The sequence below is a fragment of the Myxococcus sp. CA005 genome (genome assembly GCF_006518205.1).
GTDB lineage: Bacteria > Myxococcota > Myxococcia > Myxococcales > Myxococcaceae > Myxococcus > Myxococcus xanthus.
Genome location: NZ_SRLV01000005.1, coordinates 82,670 through 99,571, shown reverse-complemented (window position 1 = coordinate 99,571; position 16,902 = coordinate 82,670). Strand labels below are relative to the sequence as shown.

Annotated in this window: 11 protein-coding genes; 5 read left to right on the top strand and 6 right to left on the bottom strand. The window is 67.6% G+C overall.

Going from position 1 to position 16,902, the window contains the following annotated elements; genetic code table 11:
• Nucleotides 1–78: 78 nt before the first annotated feature.
• Complete coding sequence (locus tag FMQ63_RS03550) at nt 79–1,569, top strand: serine/threonine-protein kinase (RefSeq protein WP_011552331.1); 1,491 nt, start codon at nt 79–81, stop codon at nt 1,567–1,569.
• A 15-nt stretch (nt 1,570–1,584) separates the two neighbouring features.
• On the opposite strand, the gene FMQ63_RS03545 is transcribed toward FMQ63_RS03550, so the two are convergent.
• The gene (locus FMQ63_RS03545) at nt 1,585–3,159 is read right to left on the bottom strand and encodes a DUF4419 domain-containing protein (protein ID WP_020477589.1); all 1,575 of its coding nucleotides are present in this window, start codon (nt 3,157–3,159) and stop codon (nt 1,585–1,587) included.
• A 200-nt stretch (nt 3,160–3,359) separates the two neighbouring features.
• Between FMQ63_RS03545 and FMQ63_RS03540 the strand changes: the two genes are divergently transcribed.
• Together FMQ63_RS03540 and FMQ63_RS03535 are read left to right on the top strand one after the other, a co-directional pair.
• Nucleotides 3,360–5,249, top strand: coding sequence for a S28 family serine protease (locus FMQ63_RS03540; protein ID WP_228556357.1), 1,890 nt, complete (start codon nt 3,360–3,362; stop codon nt 5,247–5,249).
• Between the two features lie 318 nt (nt 5,250–5,567).
• Nucleotides 5,568–6,593: a phosphagen kinase gene (locus tag FMQ63_RS03535; RefSeq protein ID WP_011552328.1), complete on the top strand. Its 1,026-nt coding sequence runs from the start codon at nt 5,568–5,570 to the stop codon at nt 6,591–6,593.
• A 27-nt stretch (nt 6,594–6,620) separates the two neighbouring features.
• On the opposite strand, the gene FMQ63_RS03530 is transcribed toward FMQ63_RS03535, so the two are convergent.
• From FMQ63_RS03530 to FMQ63_RS03510, 5 genes are all read right to left on the bottom strand, one after another.
• A complete protein-coding gene (locus FMQ63_RS03530) occupies nt 6,621–7,532 on the bottom strand; it encodes a glycine betaine ABC transporter substrate-binding protein (RefSeq protein WP_225909891.1) in 912 nt (303 codons plus the stop codon).
• Nucleotides 7,533–7,546: 14 nt separating this feature from the next.
• Complete coding sequence (locus FMQ63_RS03525) at nt 7,547–8,380, bottom strand: proline/glycine betaine ABC transporter permease (RefSeq protein ID WP_011552326.1); 834 nt, start codon at nt 8,378–8,380, stop codon at nt 7,547–7,549.
• Nucleotide 8,381: 1 nt separating this feature from the next.
• Nucleotides 8,382–9,566 (bottom strand): glycine betaine/L-proline ABC transporter ATP-binding protein, encoded by a 1,185-nt coding sequence (locus FMQ63_RS03520; RefSeq protein WP_011552325.1) that lies wholly within the window; start codon nt 9,564–9,566, stop codon nt 8,382–8,384.
• An 8-nt stretch (nt 9,567–9,574) separates the two neighbouring features.
• Nucleotides 9,575–10,777, bottom strand: coding sequence for a hypothetical protein (locus FMQ63_RS03515; protein ID WP_225909890.1), 1,203 nt, complete (start codon nt 10,775–10,777; stop codon nt 9,575–9,577).
• Nucleotides 10,778–11,245: 468 nt separating this feature from the next.
• Nucleotides 11,246–13,327, bottom strand: coding sequence for a WD40 repeat domain-containing protein (locus FMQ63_RS03510; protein WP_225909889.1), 2,082 nt, complete (start codon nt 13,325–13,327; stop codon nt 11,246–11,248).
• Nucleotides 13,328–14,222: 895 nt separating this feature from the next.
• Between FMQ63_RS03510 and FMQ63_RS03505 the strand changes: the two genes are divergently transcribed.
• Both FMQ63_RS03505 and FMQ63_RS03500 read left to right on the top strand, forming a co-directional pair.
• Nucleotides 14,223–15,578 carry an FAD-binding oxidoreductase gene (locus FMQ63_RS03505; protein WP_225909888.1) on the top strand — a complete coding sequence of 452 codons (1,356 nt, stop codon included), beginning with the start codon at nt 14,223–14,225 and terminating at the stop codon, nt 15,576–15,578.
• A 99-nt stretch (nt 15,579–15,677) separates the two neighbouring features.
• Nucleotides 15,678–16,883, top strand: a complete 1,206-nt coding sequence (locus FMQ63_RS03500) for a class I SAM-dependent methyltransferase (protein WP_011552321.1) — start codon at nt 15,678–15,680, stop codon at nt 16,881–16,883.
• Nucleotides 16,884–16,902 lie beyond the last annotated feature (19 nt).

Here is a 16,902-nt window from a genome sequence, read left to right as displayed (position 1 = left end):
ATTCAACGGCGGCTGCATCCGTCATCGGGCGGATCGTCGCCAACGTTCTTCATCAGGCTCGGGTATACACGTTGCGTCATGAGTCGCTCATCCTTGGTTGGAACAGTGCTGGGGCAGAAGTATCGACTGCGCCAGCGGATTGGCGTGGGGGGGATGGGCACCGTCTACGAGGCGGAGCAACTGGACGTAGGCCGAACCGTGGCCGTCAAGGTGCTCCGGCAGCACCTCCTCGGTGAGCCGGCCGTGCACGCACGCTTCCGCCGCGAGGCCCAGGCCACCGCGGGCGTGAAGCATCCGAACATCGTCGAGGTGATGGACTTTCACGACGCACCCGATGAACCGCCGTTCCTGGTGATGGAGTTGCTGAAGGGCCAGACGCTGAAGTCGCTGCTGAAGAAGGAAGGCCCCCTGCCCGTGGAACGCGCGGCGGCCATTGCCCATCAGGTGGCGAACGCGCTGGTGGTGGCGCATCAAGCCGGCGTCGTCCACCGCGACATCAAGCCCGACAACATCTTCCTGGTCGACACGGGGACCGAAGCCCTCCACGTGAAGCTGCTGGACTTCGGCGTCGCGCGGCTCATGCACGAAGACGACGCCACCGCGCTGGGCACGGAGTCTGGCGCATGGGTCGGCACGCCGTCGTACATGGCCCCGGAGCAGATCCGCTGCCGCCCTGTCGACGGACGCGCGGACATCTACTCGCTGGGCGCCTGCCTGTACCAGATGGTGACGGGACAGCGGCCCATCGATGTGGCGGACAACGTGGCCCTGCTCTCCGCCGTCATGCACCAGGTGCCCGCTCCGCTCAACGGCGTGCGCACGGACGTGCCGGACGGTTTCTCCCAGGTGGTGGCGCGCACGCTGGAGAAGGACCCGGCCACGCGCTACGCGGACTCCCACGAGCTGGCCCAGGCGCTCGAGCACTGGATTCACGCCGCCTCCGTGGCGGCCCCTTCGGCCCCTCAGCCTGAAGTCGCAAGCGCCGCGCCCCTGGAGCCCGCGAACACAGCACCGGTACCCTCAACGCCTGTCGCGGCGGAACACGTCGCCACACCGCACACGAGCTCCGGCCCGCAGCCCGTCCTCGTTGCGGCGGAACACGTCCCCCCGCCGCGCACGCGCTCCCGCCTGCAGACCCTCCTCATGGTCGCCAGCGCGCTGGCGGTGGGCCTCGCCGCAACGGGAGGGCTCGTCTTGACGGCCTCTGGGATGACGCCCACGGAGGAGCTCGCCCACCTCCGAGTCATCGAGCTGCCCCGCCTGACGGAGAACGGCGCCGTCGCGCCCGCGCCCCGCGGGTACGCGGACGGCTGGGTCGCCGAGTCCATTGAAGGGCGCCTGCCCGCGCTCGACAGTTGCTACGCGCGGAACGGCGAGGACGTCGCATGCCGTCAGGATACCTACGCCGTGGTCTACTCCCCCGAGGGCATCGTCCTCGGAGCACGCATGCACCCGCCCCAGCTCATCCCGCTCGCCCAGTGCATCAACAAGGCGCTCCGGGGGCTCTCCCTGGGCAAGCCACGCGAAGCCATCGACGGCGCCGCCACGGTCACGCTCAGGCGGGAGTAATCCCTCTCAAGGGAATCAGAACCACAACTCCTCGACCTCTCCCGGCGTGAAGCCCGGCTCCTGGAAGTAGACGCGCCCCTGTGAATTGAGCGCCTTGTGAAGGAACTCCGTCAGCGAGGCGGCGACGCACACGCCGGTCCGCGACTGAGCGCTTTCCACCCAGTAGAGCGGGAGCTTCCCATGCTGCTGTGAGTTGAAACGGTAGGCCAGGAAGCCGTGTTCGCCCACGTCACAGAAGCGCGTCCAGCCGTGCGGGTAGCCGCTGGATTGCGGATCTGCCAGACGGGTCTTGTTCCAGCGCGTCCCGTCGTGGAACTCCAGCGCCCCCGACGCCCGGATGCGGTACACGGCCGCATCCCCCTGGCCGAAGAGCGACGCGCCGTCGCATGCGGCGTAGAACTGGCTGATGTCCGCCGGGATTCCACATTCCCCCCACAGGTCGCGCCACTTGCTGTGACGTGCCTCCGAGAGGGCATCGGCCATGCGGTGCTCATCCTTGATGCGCCGGAGCATCGCATCCAGCCCCAGGTCCTCGTGGACCACCCAGCCTGGCACCGGCCGCAGCGCCAGCGTCTCCGCGGACTGGAGCGTCCCCATGAAGCCCGCCGTCAGGGCCATCCGTGCCTTCACCATCCCTGAATCGGTGGCCACTGCGAGCAGGAGCGACACCCGGGACAGCCCGGTGGGCAATCTGTCACTGGACAGGGTTTCGCCCTTCTCCGTGGCGTCGGGCTTGCCCAGCGCCTGGGCCTCCAGCATCGGATTGGGAAAGTCATATTCGCCCGTCAATTGATTGCGAAGGAAGGGGAACAGCTTGCCAATCCAGCCATTGAAGGTATCGCTGCCATAGGCGTGGTGCAGCTTGTAGATGGATTGCCAGAATTTGCGATCCTCCCGTCCCTCGGAAGCTCGGATGAACTGGTCACACAGCGGCAGCAGGTGCCGGGCCCAGGTTTCCATGCCGTACCGAGGAAGCTGTCCGACCTTGTCCCGCAGCTTGCGCCAGTCCTCCGGTGAGCCCTCGAGCGTGATGGTGGGAATGCCGCAGATGCACATCACCACGTAGTCGAAGTACTCCCGCATCGCATCCATCAGCACGATTTGACTGACCACGCGCTCCACCGGCCCCGTCGTGGAGAAATCGCACACCATCAGGTCGTGCAGTGCGGGCGAGTGCCCTTGAATCATCCCGGAGAAGTCGTCCACGACGCCGGGCCAGAAATCATCCGATGCGAGGTCCGTCTGGGACGCGTCGCGTGTCACCACCAACTGCTTGCGCCCCTGGTGACGTACCAGATCGAATCGCAGCGCCTCCGCGTTGCGGGTGATGTGCAGGGCCAGCCCCTGGGCGATGGTGATCCAGAGGATGTCCGGAGACAGCACCAATGGGCGGTGCCCGCTGAAGGCGAGATGCACCGCGGAGAGCAGTGGATGGGTCGCCTCGGGACGAACGAACCGCGCCTCGCGATGGGAGGCCCCGAGCACCTTGGCGTCCAACCGCCCACTCAGGGCTTCGGTGAGTCCGACCTCTTCCAAGGGCAGGACGGCGGGCTTCACGGCATCGACGGCGAACGTCACGCGATGGGGCATGCACGCATTACATCGCGCGTGCTCGGATGACGGCAAGCGCCCCATCGAACGTGAAGGCAGACAGCGCTCCGGCTGGAATCCTCCAGCGGCGCGCGGGGACTGGCACCCGCACCACAACGGGGCACGGCGACGGCAGACCGATGCGCTACAGTCTCGCAGCCAAGGCATCTGCGACACCGCGTCCATCAACTGAGGGGTTCATGCTCCGTTCAAGAAGGTTGTCTCACTCCATCCTGCTGCTACTTCCGCTGCTGCTGGCCTTGACACAGACGGCCTGCGGCGGCGACACGCCCGAGCCCCGCCAGGATGCAGGCATCCAGACGCCCGACGCAGGCAGGGACGATGCGGGCACCGATGACGCGGGCACCGATGACGCAGGTACGGACGACGCGGGCACCGAGCCGGACGACGCGGGCACCGACGACGCGGGCACGGAGCCGGACGACGCAGGCACCGACGACGCGGGCACGGAGCCGGACGACGCAGGCACCGACGACGCGGGCACGGAGCCGGACGACGCAGGCACCGACGACGCGGGCACGGAGCCGGACGACGCGGGCACCGATGACGCGGGCACGGAGCCGGACGACGCGGGCACCGATGACGCGGGCACGGGTGAGGAGGACGGAGGCTCGGGCCCGACGGACGGGGGCACCGGAGACGGGGGCACGGAACCACAGGAGTGCCCGTTCGGGCCGCCGGATGGCGGTGTCTCGAACCCGGGCGACCCGACTGTCATCCAGGACCCGACCGCGGACATCCTGGACCGGCTGCGGGCCATTCCCGGCCTCACCGTCGCGGAGAACCCCAACGGCGTCACGGTCCCCGCGGGTCACCGCTTCTTTGTCATGGAGTACGACCAGCCCGCCGACCACGCACGCCCCGAGTGCCAGCGATTCAAGCAGCGATTGGTCCTTCTGCACCGTTCGGTCACGGCGCCCATGGTCTTCTACGCGAGCGGCTACTACGTGTCCCTGAACGCGGGCCGTCGCGAGCTGACGACGTTGCTGGCCGCGAATCAGCTCTCCATCGAGCACCGCTTCTTCCTGCCCAGCCGTCCGGAGCCCGCTGACTGGAGCCAGCTCACCATCAAGCAGTCAGCGGACGACTTCCACCGGGTCGCTCAGGCAATCAAGCAAATCTATTCCGCGTCCTGGGTGTCCACGGGCGTCAGCAAGGGCGGAGAGACCATGGTGTTCTACCGCCGGTTCCACCCGGAGGACGTGGACGCGACGGTGGCCTATGTGGCGCCGCTCGTGCGCGGCGAAGATGAGCGTTTCCCCGCCTTCCAAGCCACCGTGGGAGGTCCGCAGCTGGAGGGGTGCCGCGAGCAAATCCACACCTTCCAGCGCGCCGTACTGAACCGCCGCCAGGAGATGGTGGCGCTGCTGCGCGCCTATGCCGTGAACCAGGGCCTCACCTACAACCACCTTGGCTTCGAGCGGGCCCTGGAGCACGCCGTCATCGAGACGTACTTCGCCTTCTGGCAGTACTCCCTCCCCCAGTACTGCGACGCGTTCCCGGATGACACGGCGTCGCCTGAGTACATGCTGGACATCATTGACTGGGCGGTGGGCCTTGAAGCGTTCTCCGACAACAGCAGCTCCGGCATTGCCGCGTACTACCCCTACTACTACCAGGCGAGTCTGGAGCTGGGCTGGCCCAAGCCCTACGAGGCGCACCTGGGCAGCCTCATCCAGTACCCCGGGACGAACATCGCGCCGGTGTACTCGACGCCCGGCGTGCCGGTCGTGTTCCGGCCCCAGGCCATGCAGGACATCGAGGACTGGCTCGTGACGCATGGCGAGCGGGTGATGTTCATCTATGGCGACCTGGACCCGTGGACCGCGGCGGCGTTCCCGCTCGGCAACGCCCAGGACTCCTTCGTGTTCACGGCTCCGGGCGGCAACCACGGAAGCACCTTCAACTGGCTTCCCACCACCCTTCGGGACCAGGCCCAGGACATCGTGCGGCGCTGGGCAGGCGTCCCGTCACTGAAGCACGCCCCGGTGCCGCTCCCGGAGGCCGACACCGTCGAGTTCGGCCCACACCTGCCGCCCCGGCGGCTGCAACCGCCCCCGGCCCCGTAACCCGCGGCGAACGCCGCTCACCGGAGAAGCCGTTCCGGTGAGCGGCTGAATCCATCCAAGCCACCCACGGCCGCGGCCCCGTATCAAGCCGTATCGTGGGTACGCTTCCACGGGGCGCCGTCCAGCTTCACGGCCCTGCCCGTCACGCTCGGCGCCCTCGTGCCCTGAGCGTGACACCGGCCCGGCGCTGACGTGTCATCCCTCCAACTGACGCGTCAGCGCCGCGTGATACACGGCAGCTCGCTCGCCAAACATCGAAAATCACATACATTTGAGCAGCAACAACCGTGGCATATATCGTGCTCAAGCCACGGAGCGATGCTGCTCCACAAGCACCTCACCCCCGAGCTGAAATCCCGGCTCGAACGGCTCACGACACGCAACGGCTGGACGCTCCGGAAGACCATCCAGAGTGGCCTGGACCACGGAGACTCCCAGATGGGTGTCTACGCGGGTGACAGCGAGTCCTACGCGCTCTTCTCCCCGCTGCTGCATCCCATCATCCGGGACCATTCGGGCCATGACCTGAGCGGACACACGAGTGACTTCTCACTCGACGGGCTGCCCCAGGGCGACCTGGACCCCACGGGCGAGTTCATCCTCTCCACGCGGGTCCGCGTCGGACGGAACCTGGCCCGGTATGCCTTTCCTCCGGCCATTGGCGCCAGGGACAGGGCCGCGCTGGAAGCCGAGGTCGTCCAGGTCCTCTCCGGCCTGAGGGGCCACCTCGCGGGCAAATACCATCCCCTGGCCAGCCTCTCCGAGGCGGAGCGGCTGGAGCTGGTGCACCACCACGTCCTGTTCCAGCAGTCGGACCGCTTCCTGGACAGCGCGGGCGTCAACCGCGACTGGCCTCGCAACCGCGGCATCTTCCACTCCGCGGACATGCGCTTCATCGTCTGGGTCGGGGAGGAAGACGCCCTGCGCATCATCAGCATGCAGCCCGGCTCGGGGCTGGCGCAGACCTACCTCCGGCTCCAGACGGCGCTCGAGCAGTTCGACGGGCAGCTCGACTTCGCCCAGGACTCACGGCTGGGCTTCCTCACGGCGTGCCCCACCAACCTGGGCACCGCCATGCGAGCCTCCGTCCTCATCCGCCTGCCCCACTTGTCACGGCGGCCGGACTTCCGCGCGCGGTGTGCCCGCCTGGGGCTCGCGGTGCGGGGGCTGCACGGCGAACACTCCGAAGCCCGGGACGGCATCCATGATGTCTCCAATGCCACCCGTCTGGGCGTCACCGAGCGGGACATCTACGAACAGCTTCGGACGGGCATCCACGCGCTCATGGAGATGGAATCCGCGGCACGAAAGCGCGGACACCCGAAGGTGGCGCCCGGGAACTGAAAGCCCCCGGAGCGCCTCGCATCGCGCTCAGGACTTGGGAATCCAGCCATCCACGAGCGCCTGGTTCTTCTTCACCCACTCCCGGGTGGCCTTCTCCGGCGCGTCCTCGGCCTCGGCGATGGCGCCCATCAGGCTGCCGAGCTGCTGGTCATCCAGCTTGAAGTTGCGCAGCAGCGTCGCGACGTCGGGCAGGTCCTTCTCCAGGCCCACGCGGGTGAGCGTGTGGATGGACTCCTTGGCGCCATAGACGCCCTTCGGGTCATCCAGGAACTTCAGGTCCCAGCGCGCGAACTTCCAGTGCGGCTTCCAACCGGTGACCACCACGGGGCGCTTCTTGGCGATGGCGTCCTTGAGTTCCGCGGTCATCGCCGGGCCGCTGGAGGGCACCAGCTTCAGGTCCAGCTTGTACTCCGCGATGGCCTTCTCCGTCGTCGTCATGATGCCCGCACCGGAGTCGATGCCCACGATGGACTGGTTCAGGTCCTTCGCCTTGCCGTTGAGCTGCTCGATGCTGGTGATGTCCAGGTCCGCCGGGACGACCAGGCCAATCCGGGCGTCCTCGTAGTTGGTGCCCAGGTCCACCACCTTGCCCTGGAAGCGCTCCATGTAGCTCTGGTGGGTGACGGGCAGCCATCCATCCAGGAAGGCATCCGCGTCGCCGTTGGCGAGCGAGGCGAACACCGGGGCGACGTCCGCCATGGTGGTCTTCACCTCGTAGCCCATGCGGTCCTCCAGGATGGCCTGGACCAGATGTGTCATGGCCACGCCTTCGGCCCAGTTCACGTACACCAGCCGGACCACGGGCTTCTTCGCGGGGGCGGGCGCCTCGGTGTCACCCGCGGCGGGCGCCTTGTTCTCCTGCTTGCATCCGGGGGCGACGAGCAGCCCCGCCACGGCCGTGAGCAGCAGGGGCAGACGATTGAGAGAGGAAATCTTCACGGGACGGGTCTCCTTCATGATGAGCGCGTCCGGGGCTTGCCCAGCGCATGAGTCAGGCGGTCCAACACGATGGCCAGGATGACCACCGCGATGCCGCTCTCGAAGCCCAGCCCGATGCGGAGCTGGGTGATGCCCTTCAGGACCTGCTCGCCCAGTCCCCCCGCGCCAATCATGGCGGAGATGACCACCATGGACAGCGACAGCATGATGGTCTGGTTCACTCCGGCCAGCAGCGTGGGGACGGCGATGGGGAGCTGGACGTTGAGCAGCGTCTGACGCGGCGTCGCGCCAAACGCGATGGCGGCCTCCACGACTTCAGTGGGCACCTGCCGGATGCCCAGGTTGGTGAGGCGCACCGCGGGCGGCATGGCGAAGATGACGGTGGCCACCACGCCGGGCACCTTCCCCAGCCGGAAGAAGAGCACCGCGGGGATGAGGTAGACGAAGGCGGGCATCGTCTGCATCAGGTCCAGGGCGGGCCGCAGCACCCGCTCCACGACGCGGCTGTACGCGGCCCAGATGCCCAGGGGGATGCCCAGTACCAGCGCCACCATCGCCGAGCTGAGGACCAGCGCCAGCGTCTCCATGGTCGCCTTCCACAGGCCCATGTCCTGGATGAGCAGCATGCCCAGCGCCGTGAAGACGGCCGTGCCCAGGCCGGACAGGCGCCAGGCGAGCACCATCAACACCGTGATGATGGCGTAGCTGGGCGGCAGGAGCAGCGCGCTCTCCAGGCCGTTGATGCAGGCCGTGAGCCCCGAACGGATGGCGTCGAACACCGGCGCGCCGCGCGTGCCCATCCAGTCAATCAGCTCCTCGAAGCCTTCGCCGATTCTCAGTGTGCTCATGTCAGGGCTGCTCCCCCGCGATGCTGGCCAGCAGCGTGGCGCGGCTCACGATGCCCAGGAACGACTGGTCCTCGGCGACGACGGCGATGGGAATCTGAGTCGTGGCCGCCACCGCCACCAGCTTCGCCAGCGGCGTGTCCGGTGACGTGGTGGGCAAGTCGGTGACGAGCGCCCCCTCCAGGCTGTGCTTGTTCTCCGCCATGAGCCGCAGCGTGTCCTCGATGCGCACCAGGCCCACCAGCTTGCGGGCCTGGTTGGTCACGAAGAGCGTGGAGGTGCCCGACTCGCGCATGCGCTTGACGGCCAGGGCGGGCCCGTCCTTCGGGTGCACCACCGACTCCGGCCGCCGCATGATGGCCCGCGCGGTGAGGACCTTGGTGCGGTCCACGTGCTCCACGAAGGCGCGCACGTAGTCGTCCGCGGGGCTCCTGAGGATTTCCTCCGGCGTGCCGAGCTGCGCGATGCGCCCGTCCTTCATGATGACGATGCGCCCACCCAGCTTCAGCGCCTCATCCAGGTCATGGGTGATGAACACGATGGTCTTGTTCATCCGGGACTGGAGCTCCAGCAGCTCGTCCTGCATCTGCCGGCGGATGAGCGGGTCCAACGCGCTGAAGGCCTCGTCCATGAGCAGGATTTCCGCGTCGGTGGCAATGGCCCGCGCCAGCCCCACGCGCTGCTGCATGCCGCCGCTGAGCTCGTGAGGCAGCTTCTCCTCGTAGCCCTTCAGGCCCACCAGCTCGAGCGCCTGCATCGCCTTGGACCGCGACTCCCGCCGCTCCAGGCCCTGCATCTCCAGCCCGTACTCCACGTTCCGGATGACGCTGCGGTGGGGCAGCAGGCCGAAGTTCTGGAACACCATGGCCATCTTCCGGCGCCGGACGTCCAGCAGGCCCGCCCTGTCCGCCCGGGTGACGTCCACGCCGTCCACGTGCACGCTGCCGGCGGAGGGCTCGATGAGGCGGTTGAGGCAGCGGAGCACCGTGGACTTGCCGCTGCCGGACAGGCCCATGATGACGAAGATTTCGCCGGCCTTCACATCGAACGAAGCCTCCTGGATGGCGACGGTGCACCCCGTCTCCTCCAGGATCTGCTGCTTGCTCTGCCCCTTCTCCAGCAGGGCAATGGCCCGCTCCGGGTTGCCGCCGTAGATCTTCCGCAAGCCACGGACTTCAATCTTCTCCATGGGGCATCTCAGAAGTAGTAGCCGACGTTGATGTTGAAGCGCGTCTCCCACGGGGCATTCGGATCGCCCTCCGCGAGCGCGTGGCCATAAGCAGGCCCCAGCCAGGGCTGGTTCTTCCCGCTGGCCACGTCCACGTAGGTGTAGACGGGCCCCGCGGTGACGAGCATGCCGAGCACGTTCTGCATCGACGTCTCGAACGCGGCGTTGGCTTTGTCGAAGAGGCTGAAGTCGTCGTAGAAGGTCAGCTTCGTGATGGGGCCCCACGACACGGGCACGTCGTACGAAAGGCCCGCCGCGTAGACGGTGCCCCGGGTGGCCATCTTGTAGGGCGCGTCATAGGCCCCCATCGTCACGATGGAGTCGTCGTGGCCCTCGGGGTTCTTCAGGTCGTAGCCGTAGCTGAGGACCTCCATGCGCAGGTTGAACGGGCCGTAGTAGCCGTCCAGGTGCACCGCGCCAGCCCAGTTCAGGCCATTGCGCTTGGTGACGCTGTTGTAGATCTGCCCGGTCTGCGCGGAGACGCCCACTTCCGTGCGGCCCAGGTCCCCGTGCTGGAATGTGTACGCCGCGCGTGCATTGAGCTTGTTGCTCTCGTGGTTCGCGCTGTCCACGCCCAGGTACGCCTCGCCCGGGTTGGAGCTGCTCACCTGCACCACGTCATACGAGTAGCGCGCGCTGTCCGTACTCCGGCCGGTGAAGCTGCCCTCGTCGTTCTTGTAGAAAGCGACCTGCAGGTCCCATGGCCCCTGCGTGTGGACCAGCTTCAGCCCCAGGTCGTAGTCGTCCTCCATGCCCATGTAGTAGGGCAGGGAGAAGAACCAGTTATGTGAGGCATAGGGCAGCACGCCGAAGGGCACGCGGTGCACGCCGAACTGGAGCTGGGTCGCCTTCGTGAACTCATAGCCCACCCAGCCGTGGTGGAGCATGGAGTACCCCGAATAGAGGCGGTACTCGGCGGACAGCAACACCTTGGAAAGTCTGGCGTCGACATTGAGCCGGAATGTATCGAACGCCACGTCGCCACCGCGGTTGCGGTTGTCTTCTTCTCCAGGCCACGTCTTGAAGAAGGCATTGAGGCGCAGCGCACCGCCGACCTTGAGCATGTCCGGGTCTTCCACCACCTCCTCCTCGGCGCGTGCTTCGGGCGCGAGCAGGCAGGTCAATCCAGACAGGAAAAGCGCATGCGAGAAACGGGTAAGACGGGTGGACAACCGCAACTCCTGGCAATGGACGACAGGCGCGAGCGGACCAGAACAGGCCACACTCGTCCTGAGCGCCAGACTTGGCACAAGGGGCGGCCCTCTCCCGATCCACACTCAGCGAGGACGCTGGCGCGCGAGACAGTCCACCCAGAGAACAGGGCAGTCAGTCGTTAACAGGTCAGACGGAGCACGTCCATACTTTTGAGCTCAAACAATTTGGCCACTGGGCGCCGCCCGCCTGCTCGCGGGGCATGCGCGGCGCGCCCGCCAACCCACACGGGCGGCTCAAGGCGCCCGTGTCACCGTCACGGGGGATAGGTCCGAAACGCCCTCTACCGGAACGACTCCCTGCCCAGGGACTCCGCTGTCTATCTCATCATTCCGTGACGCTTCAGCGGCCGGGGCGTCAAATCCAGATGCCCCTCCCCTGTTGCCGGCGATGCCGCTCAAGCCCACGGACGACGACTGCCATCAGTGTCAGTGGAGAGTGAACGCGCCCCGCAAGTCATCCCAGGCCAGCCCATGGCGCCGCAGAATCCGCGTCAGGTCCGGCTCCACGGGCGGCGGGAGTGCGAAGGCGTCGAAGCCCAGCAGGTGGAACGTCCGGTCGGAAGCCGCTGCCGCCAGCCACGCTCCATCCGAAGAGAAGGTCACGGCGGAGACGAACCCCTGCAACCCGGGCACCTCCCCCATGAGCGCCCCGTCGGGAAGCCGCCAGACCTTCATCTCTCCTCCCACTCCGCCGGACGCCACGAACGCCCCCTGAGGCGCCATCGCGAGCGACAAGACGCCTACCGTGAGCGAATCCATCGACGTCAGCACGCGGCCGTCATCTGGGCTCCAGAGCCGGATGGGCTGACGCATTCCCGCGGTCAGCAACTCCCCGGACGCCAGGAACGTGACGGCGCGGACCCGGTCGCCCGCCTCCAGGACGCGAATCACCGTGCCTCGCGCCACGTCCCAGATACGCACCGTGTGGTCCGCCGCGCCCGAAGCCAGCCTTTGCCCCGTGGCATCGAATGCCAATGCCCACGCCTTCCCGGTGTGCCCTGTCAGCCGGGCCACCTGGGTCGCGGAGGGGACAGCCCACAGCACGACGTCCTGCGCCACTCCCGCGGCGAGCAATGCGCCGTCTGGGCTGAAGGCCAACGCCCGGATGGATTCGCGCGCGGCCGGAATCACCATCAGCTGATTTCCGGACCGGACGTCTCGCACACGCACCTCCCCCTTCAACGTGCCCACCGCGAGCAACCGCCGGTCCGCGCTCACGGCCACGGCCCCCACGGCGTCCGGTGCCTCCAGGCGGGAGTGGAGTTCGCCTCCGGCCGAGACTGACCAGCTCCGCAGACCGTCCTCCCCACCCGACACGAAGGCGTCTGGCCCCACGGAGGTCAGCACCTCAGGCCAGGCGGGAAGCTCCCGCAGCAGGACGTCCGGAGGCACCTCCGGCCGCGACCAGACCTTCAGGACACCGTCCATGCCACCGGAAGCGAACGTGCGTCCGTCCGGAGACAGGGCCACGGCCATCACGAAGGTCCGGTGCGCATCCAACCGCTCCAGGACCTCGCCACCGCCGCGCACGTCCACGCGCTGCACGCGCCCCTCCCACCCCGCCTGCACGAGCTGCTGGAAACCCGCATCGATGGCCACGGCCGAAAGCGCCCCCGTGTTGCGCTGCACGTCGAGCAGGGCCCCGGTCCGGGCATCCCAGAAACGGATGGCACGGTCCGCGGACGCGGTCATCACCCGCTCGCCATCCGCGGAGAACGCACAGGACTCCACCTTGTCCCCGTGTCCCGTCAGCCGGTGCAGTTCGCGACGCGCCGTCAGCTCCCACACCCGCGCGGTCCGGTCCATGCTCGACGACACGAGCCGTCCTCCGTCGGGGGAGAAGGCCACCGCGATGACGATGTCGTCATGCGTGAACCTGAGCACCTCCGCGCCGTCGCGGATGCGCCAGACACGAACCGTCCGGTCCAGTCCACCACTCGCCAGCCACTCACCATCCGGGGAGAAGGCCAGGCCCCGCACGACATCCGTGTGCCCGGACAGCAAGGCCACCCTGCGCCCCTGCTTCCAGTCCCAGAGCCAGAGCGCGCCGGGCCTGCCCGCGGCGGCCAGCCACCGGCCATCGGGAGAGAACGCGACGGCATGGAGCTCGGCTTCGTGGCCCTTCAGCTCCGCCACCTGCGCCCCGGCCGCCACGTCCCAGACGCGCACGACCGCGTCATACCCTCCCGACGCCAGCAGCCTGCCGTCCGGTGAGAAGGCCAGCGCCAGCACCGAACCCTCGAACTGCTTCGCCCACTCGAGCGACGAGGCGCGCTTCTCCGCCCACACCTGTCCCCAGCGCGCCGTGGGTGAGTCTTCCGTGTGTCTCGCGGACGCGAAGTAGCCCGCGGCCAGGGCCCATTGCTTCGTCTCGATGGCCGCGTCACCGCGGGCCCGGAAGAGTTCGGACCGAGCGTCTCGCCCCCCAAGGTCCTCGGACGAGGAGCGTCGCCCCGCGCAGGACACCGTGAGCAGGACCAGGACCCACCACCACGAACGGAGGCGCATTCCGGATTCATCACCCGGGGCATGGCCCCGGCACAATCCCCTTCGCCCAGCGCATGAGCCCGTGGCGGAACCGACACCGAGCATCACCGGCTTTCCTGCTTTCGCATTCTCTAGGGTGGCTGGACCGTACACATCCCCAGGGCCTCACGTGTTTCGAAACGCCCCCTCCTGCCGTGCATGGTTGGTCGTGGGCGCCCAACCCCACGCAGTTCACGCCGTAAGCCAGGCGCACCACCGCGACGGTTCGCCCTTCCGACTCAGCGAACCATCACGGTCGCTCGTCAGAACGAGTAGCGCACTCCGAACCGCACCTGTAGCGGCGGCAGGACATACAAGGGGGGCACCCCGTCAGACTCCACCGAGCGCCCCTCTCCCAACCACGCCCCCGGCTGCGTATTCAACAAGTTGAGTGCAGCAAGCTCGAAGGACACCGACTCGAACCTCGACACTTGATACTTCAAGTCCATTTCACGCCAGCATGGCACGGCGACTTGCCCATGGATTGACAATCTCCATCCCGCGCTGCCGCTCTGGACATAGTCATCACCAGACAACCATCCGGGAGCCGGGCCCTCCAGAGCTCGAACTCAAACCCTGTGGCGCTGAAGGAAGACGAAGCTCCTGGTCTGCCCCCTCTCCCCTATCGGGCCTACCAAGCGCCACGTCCTCGTCCCTCCGCCAACGCGTGCCTGGGCGCCCCCTCCCGCCCACCTGCCGTGAACGCGCCTTCGCGCTCGCCGACCGTCGTCCCTAGCTTGGCTGTAGGGGCCTTTCCCATCACGGCCCCACGGAGGAGAAAGCCATGCCCCTGGACCCTCGAAGTGAGCCTGCGCGAACAGGCGAAGGACGACCGCCCGGGCTGCCCCCAGGCCGGGTCGAGCAGTTACGGGCCCGCTTGCGCGGCCGGCTCGTGCGCCCGGGGGACGCGGACTACGAGGAGCACTGCCGCGTCTACAACGCCATGATTCACAAGCGGCCAGCGTTGATTGCCCGATGCGCCGACGTGGCGGACGTCCTCGCGGCGGTGGAGTTCGCACGCGAGCAGGGCCTCATGCTCGCGGTCCGTGGGGGTGGGCACAACGGTGCCGGCCTGGGCACCTGCGACGGGGGGCTCGTCGTCGACCTGTCACTCATGCGCGGCGTCCGGGTCGCCCCCGAATCAGGCACCGTGCGTGTCGCGGGAGGAAGCGTCTGGGGCGAAGTCGACCATGCCACCCACGCGTTCGGGCTCGCCGTTCCCTCGGGAATCATCTCCACCACGGGCGTCGGGGGCCTCACCCTGGGTGGTGGCCTGGGCCACCTCTCGCGTCGCTACGGCCTCACCATCGACAGCCTGCTCGCCGTGGACATGGTGCTGGCGGACGGGCGCTTCGTCACCGCGAACGCCCAGCAGCACCCGGACCTGTTCTGGGCCGTGCGCGGCGGTGGCGGCAACTTCGGCGTCGCCACGTCCTTCCTCTTCCAGGCCCACCCGGTGGACACCATCCTGGGAGGGCCGACGCTCTGGCCCCTGGAACGCGCCGAGGAGGTGATGCGGTGGTACCGCGAGTTCATCCCCACCGCGCCCGAGACACTCACCGGCTTCTTCGCCTTCCTGGTCGTCCCGCCCGCGGCGCCCTTCCCGCCCCACCTGCACTTGCAGAAGATGTGCGCGGTGGTGTGGTGCTACACCGGAGACCCGGCTCAAGCCGACGCGCTCTTCGCGCCCGTGCGCGCCATGGCCCCCGCGCTCGACGGCGTGCAGACCATGCCCTACCCCGCGCTGCAGACCATGTTCGATGCGCTCTATCCGCCGGGCCTCCAATGGTACTGGCGCGCGGACTTCGTGCGGGAGCTGGGGGACGAAGCCATCTCCCGACACGTGGCGTTCGCCCACCGACTGCCCACGATGCACTCCACCATGCACCTCTATCCCATCGACGGAGCGGCGCACCGGGCGGCACCAGGCGACACCGCCTTCAGCTTCCGGGACGCGCGGTGGGCGGAGGTCATCGTCGGAGTGGACCCCTCTCCTGACAAGGCCGGGGACATCACCACCTGGACGAAGGACTATTGGAATGCCCTGCATCCCTATTCCGCGGGCGGCGCCTACGTGAACTTCCTCATGGAGGAGGGCCAGGAACGCGTCCAGGCGACGTACCAGGACAACTACGCAAGGCTGGTGGAAGTAAAGGACCGCTACGACCCGAACAACCTTTTCCGCGTGAATCAAAACATCCGCCCCAGCACCGGCACGCCGCTTCGCCATTAAGCAACCATTCGCACGCGCCATTGCTCGCCCGGAGCGGCCTCGGTTGGTACCTTCCGTGCCCGCAGTTCGCTCCACCACCAACGGCGAGGAGACAGAGGCATGGCGACGGGCTTCGAGGCTTACAGGATGGAGGACCCCACGCTCCTGGCGAATGTGCGCGAGGCCCTGCTGCAATCCTACTTCGCGGACTTCGATGCAGGCTTCCTGAAGTCGCCGGCCGGCCAGTCGGACATCGCGGACCATGTGGATGGCCGTTACAACCGGTGCATCGACCACGTACTGCCCTGGCTCGCGCGCTACACGAAGCTGGGCAAGGCGAACGTCGTCGAGCTGGGCTGTGGCACGGGCTCCAGCACGGCGGCCTTTGCCCAGGTTGCCAGCCACGTCACGGGGTACGACATCCACGCGCCCTCCGTGCGCGCGGCCCAAAGCCGCATGAAGGCCCTGGGATTGCGCAACGTCGACACGCGCGTCGTGGAACCCGCGAAGTTGCTGGAACAACTGAGGCAGGAGAACCCCCAGGGCGCCGACATCTTCGTGCTGTACGCGGTGCTCGAACATCAGACGCCCGCCGAGCGACTGGAGACGCTCCGCACCGGCTGGGACCTGCTGCGTCCCGGAGGACTGCTCGTCGTCGTGGATACGCCCAACCGGCTCGTGTACTTCGACGCGCACACGTCCCTGATGCCGTTCTTCCACTTCCTGCCGCCTGAACTCGGGTGGCCGTATGCCTCGCGTTCCCCCCGCGAGAACTTCCGAGATTCGATGGCCCAGGCGTCTGCCAAAGACGCCCCCATGCTGCTGACCCGATGGGGCATCGGCGTCAGCCACCATGAGCTCGAGCTGGCGCTGGGGGACATCGACCCCTTGTTGGTGGGGACGGGCTTCGAGCCAGAAGTGCTCGACATGTTCCCTGTCACACTCGACGAAGAGGTGCTGCGTCTATACGTGGAGAAGAGCGGCGCTCGCGTACCCAAGGCCCTCACCCGGAACACGCTGAACTTCGTTCTTCGCAAGGGCGACAACGCCGACCTCATCGCCCGCCGGCCTTCGCCGCCTCCGGTTCGACACCTCGTCAACGAGACGTCGAACCCGGTCCAGGCGCAACGCCTCCACGAACTGGAACATCGTCTCCTGGAGCAGGCCCAGCGCATCCGGGAGCTGGAAGAGCACATCGCCACCCCGCCCCTGCGACACCAACTCGTTGATCAGCTCAACGGCGCCCTCAAACAGACGGCCCTTCACCGTCAGGCCCGGAAGCTCGTCGAATGGTCGGTGGGCCGCGTCAAGCGCGCCTCGCGCTGAGTCTTCGCCGCCCCAGGAC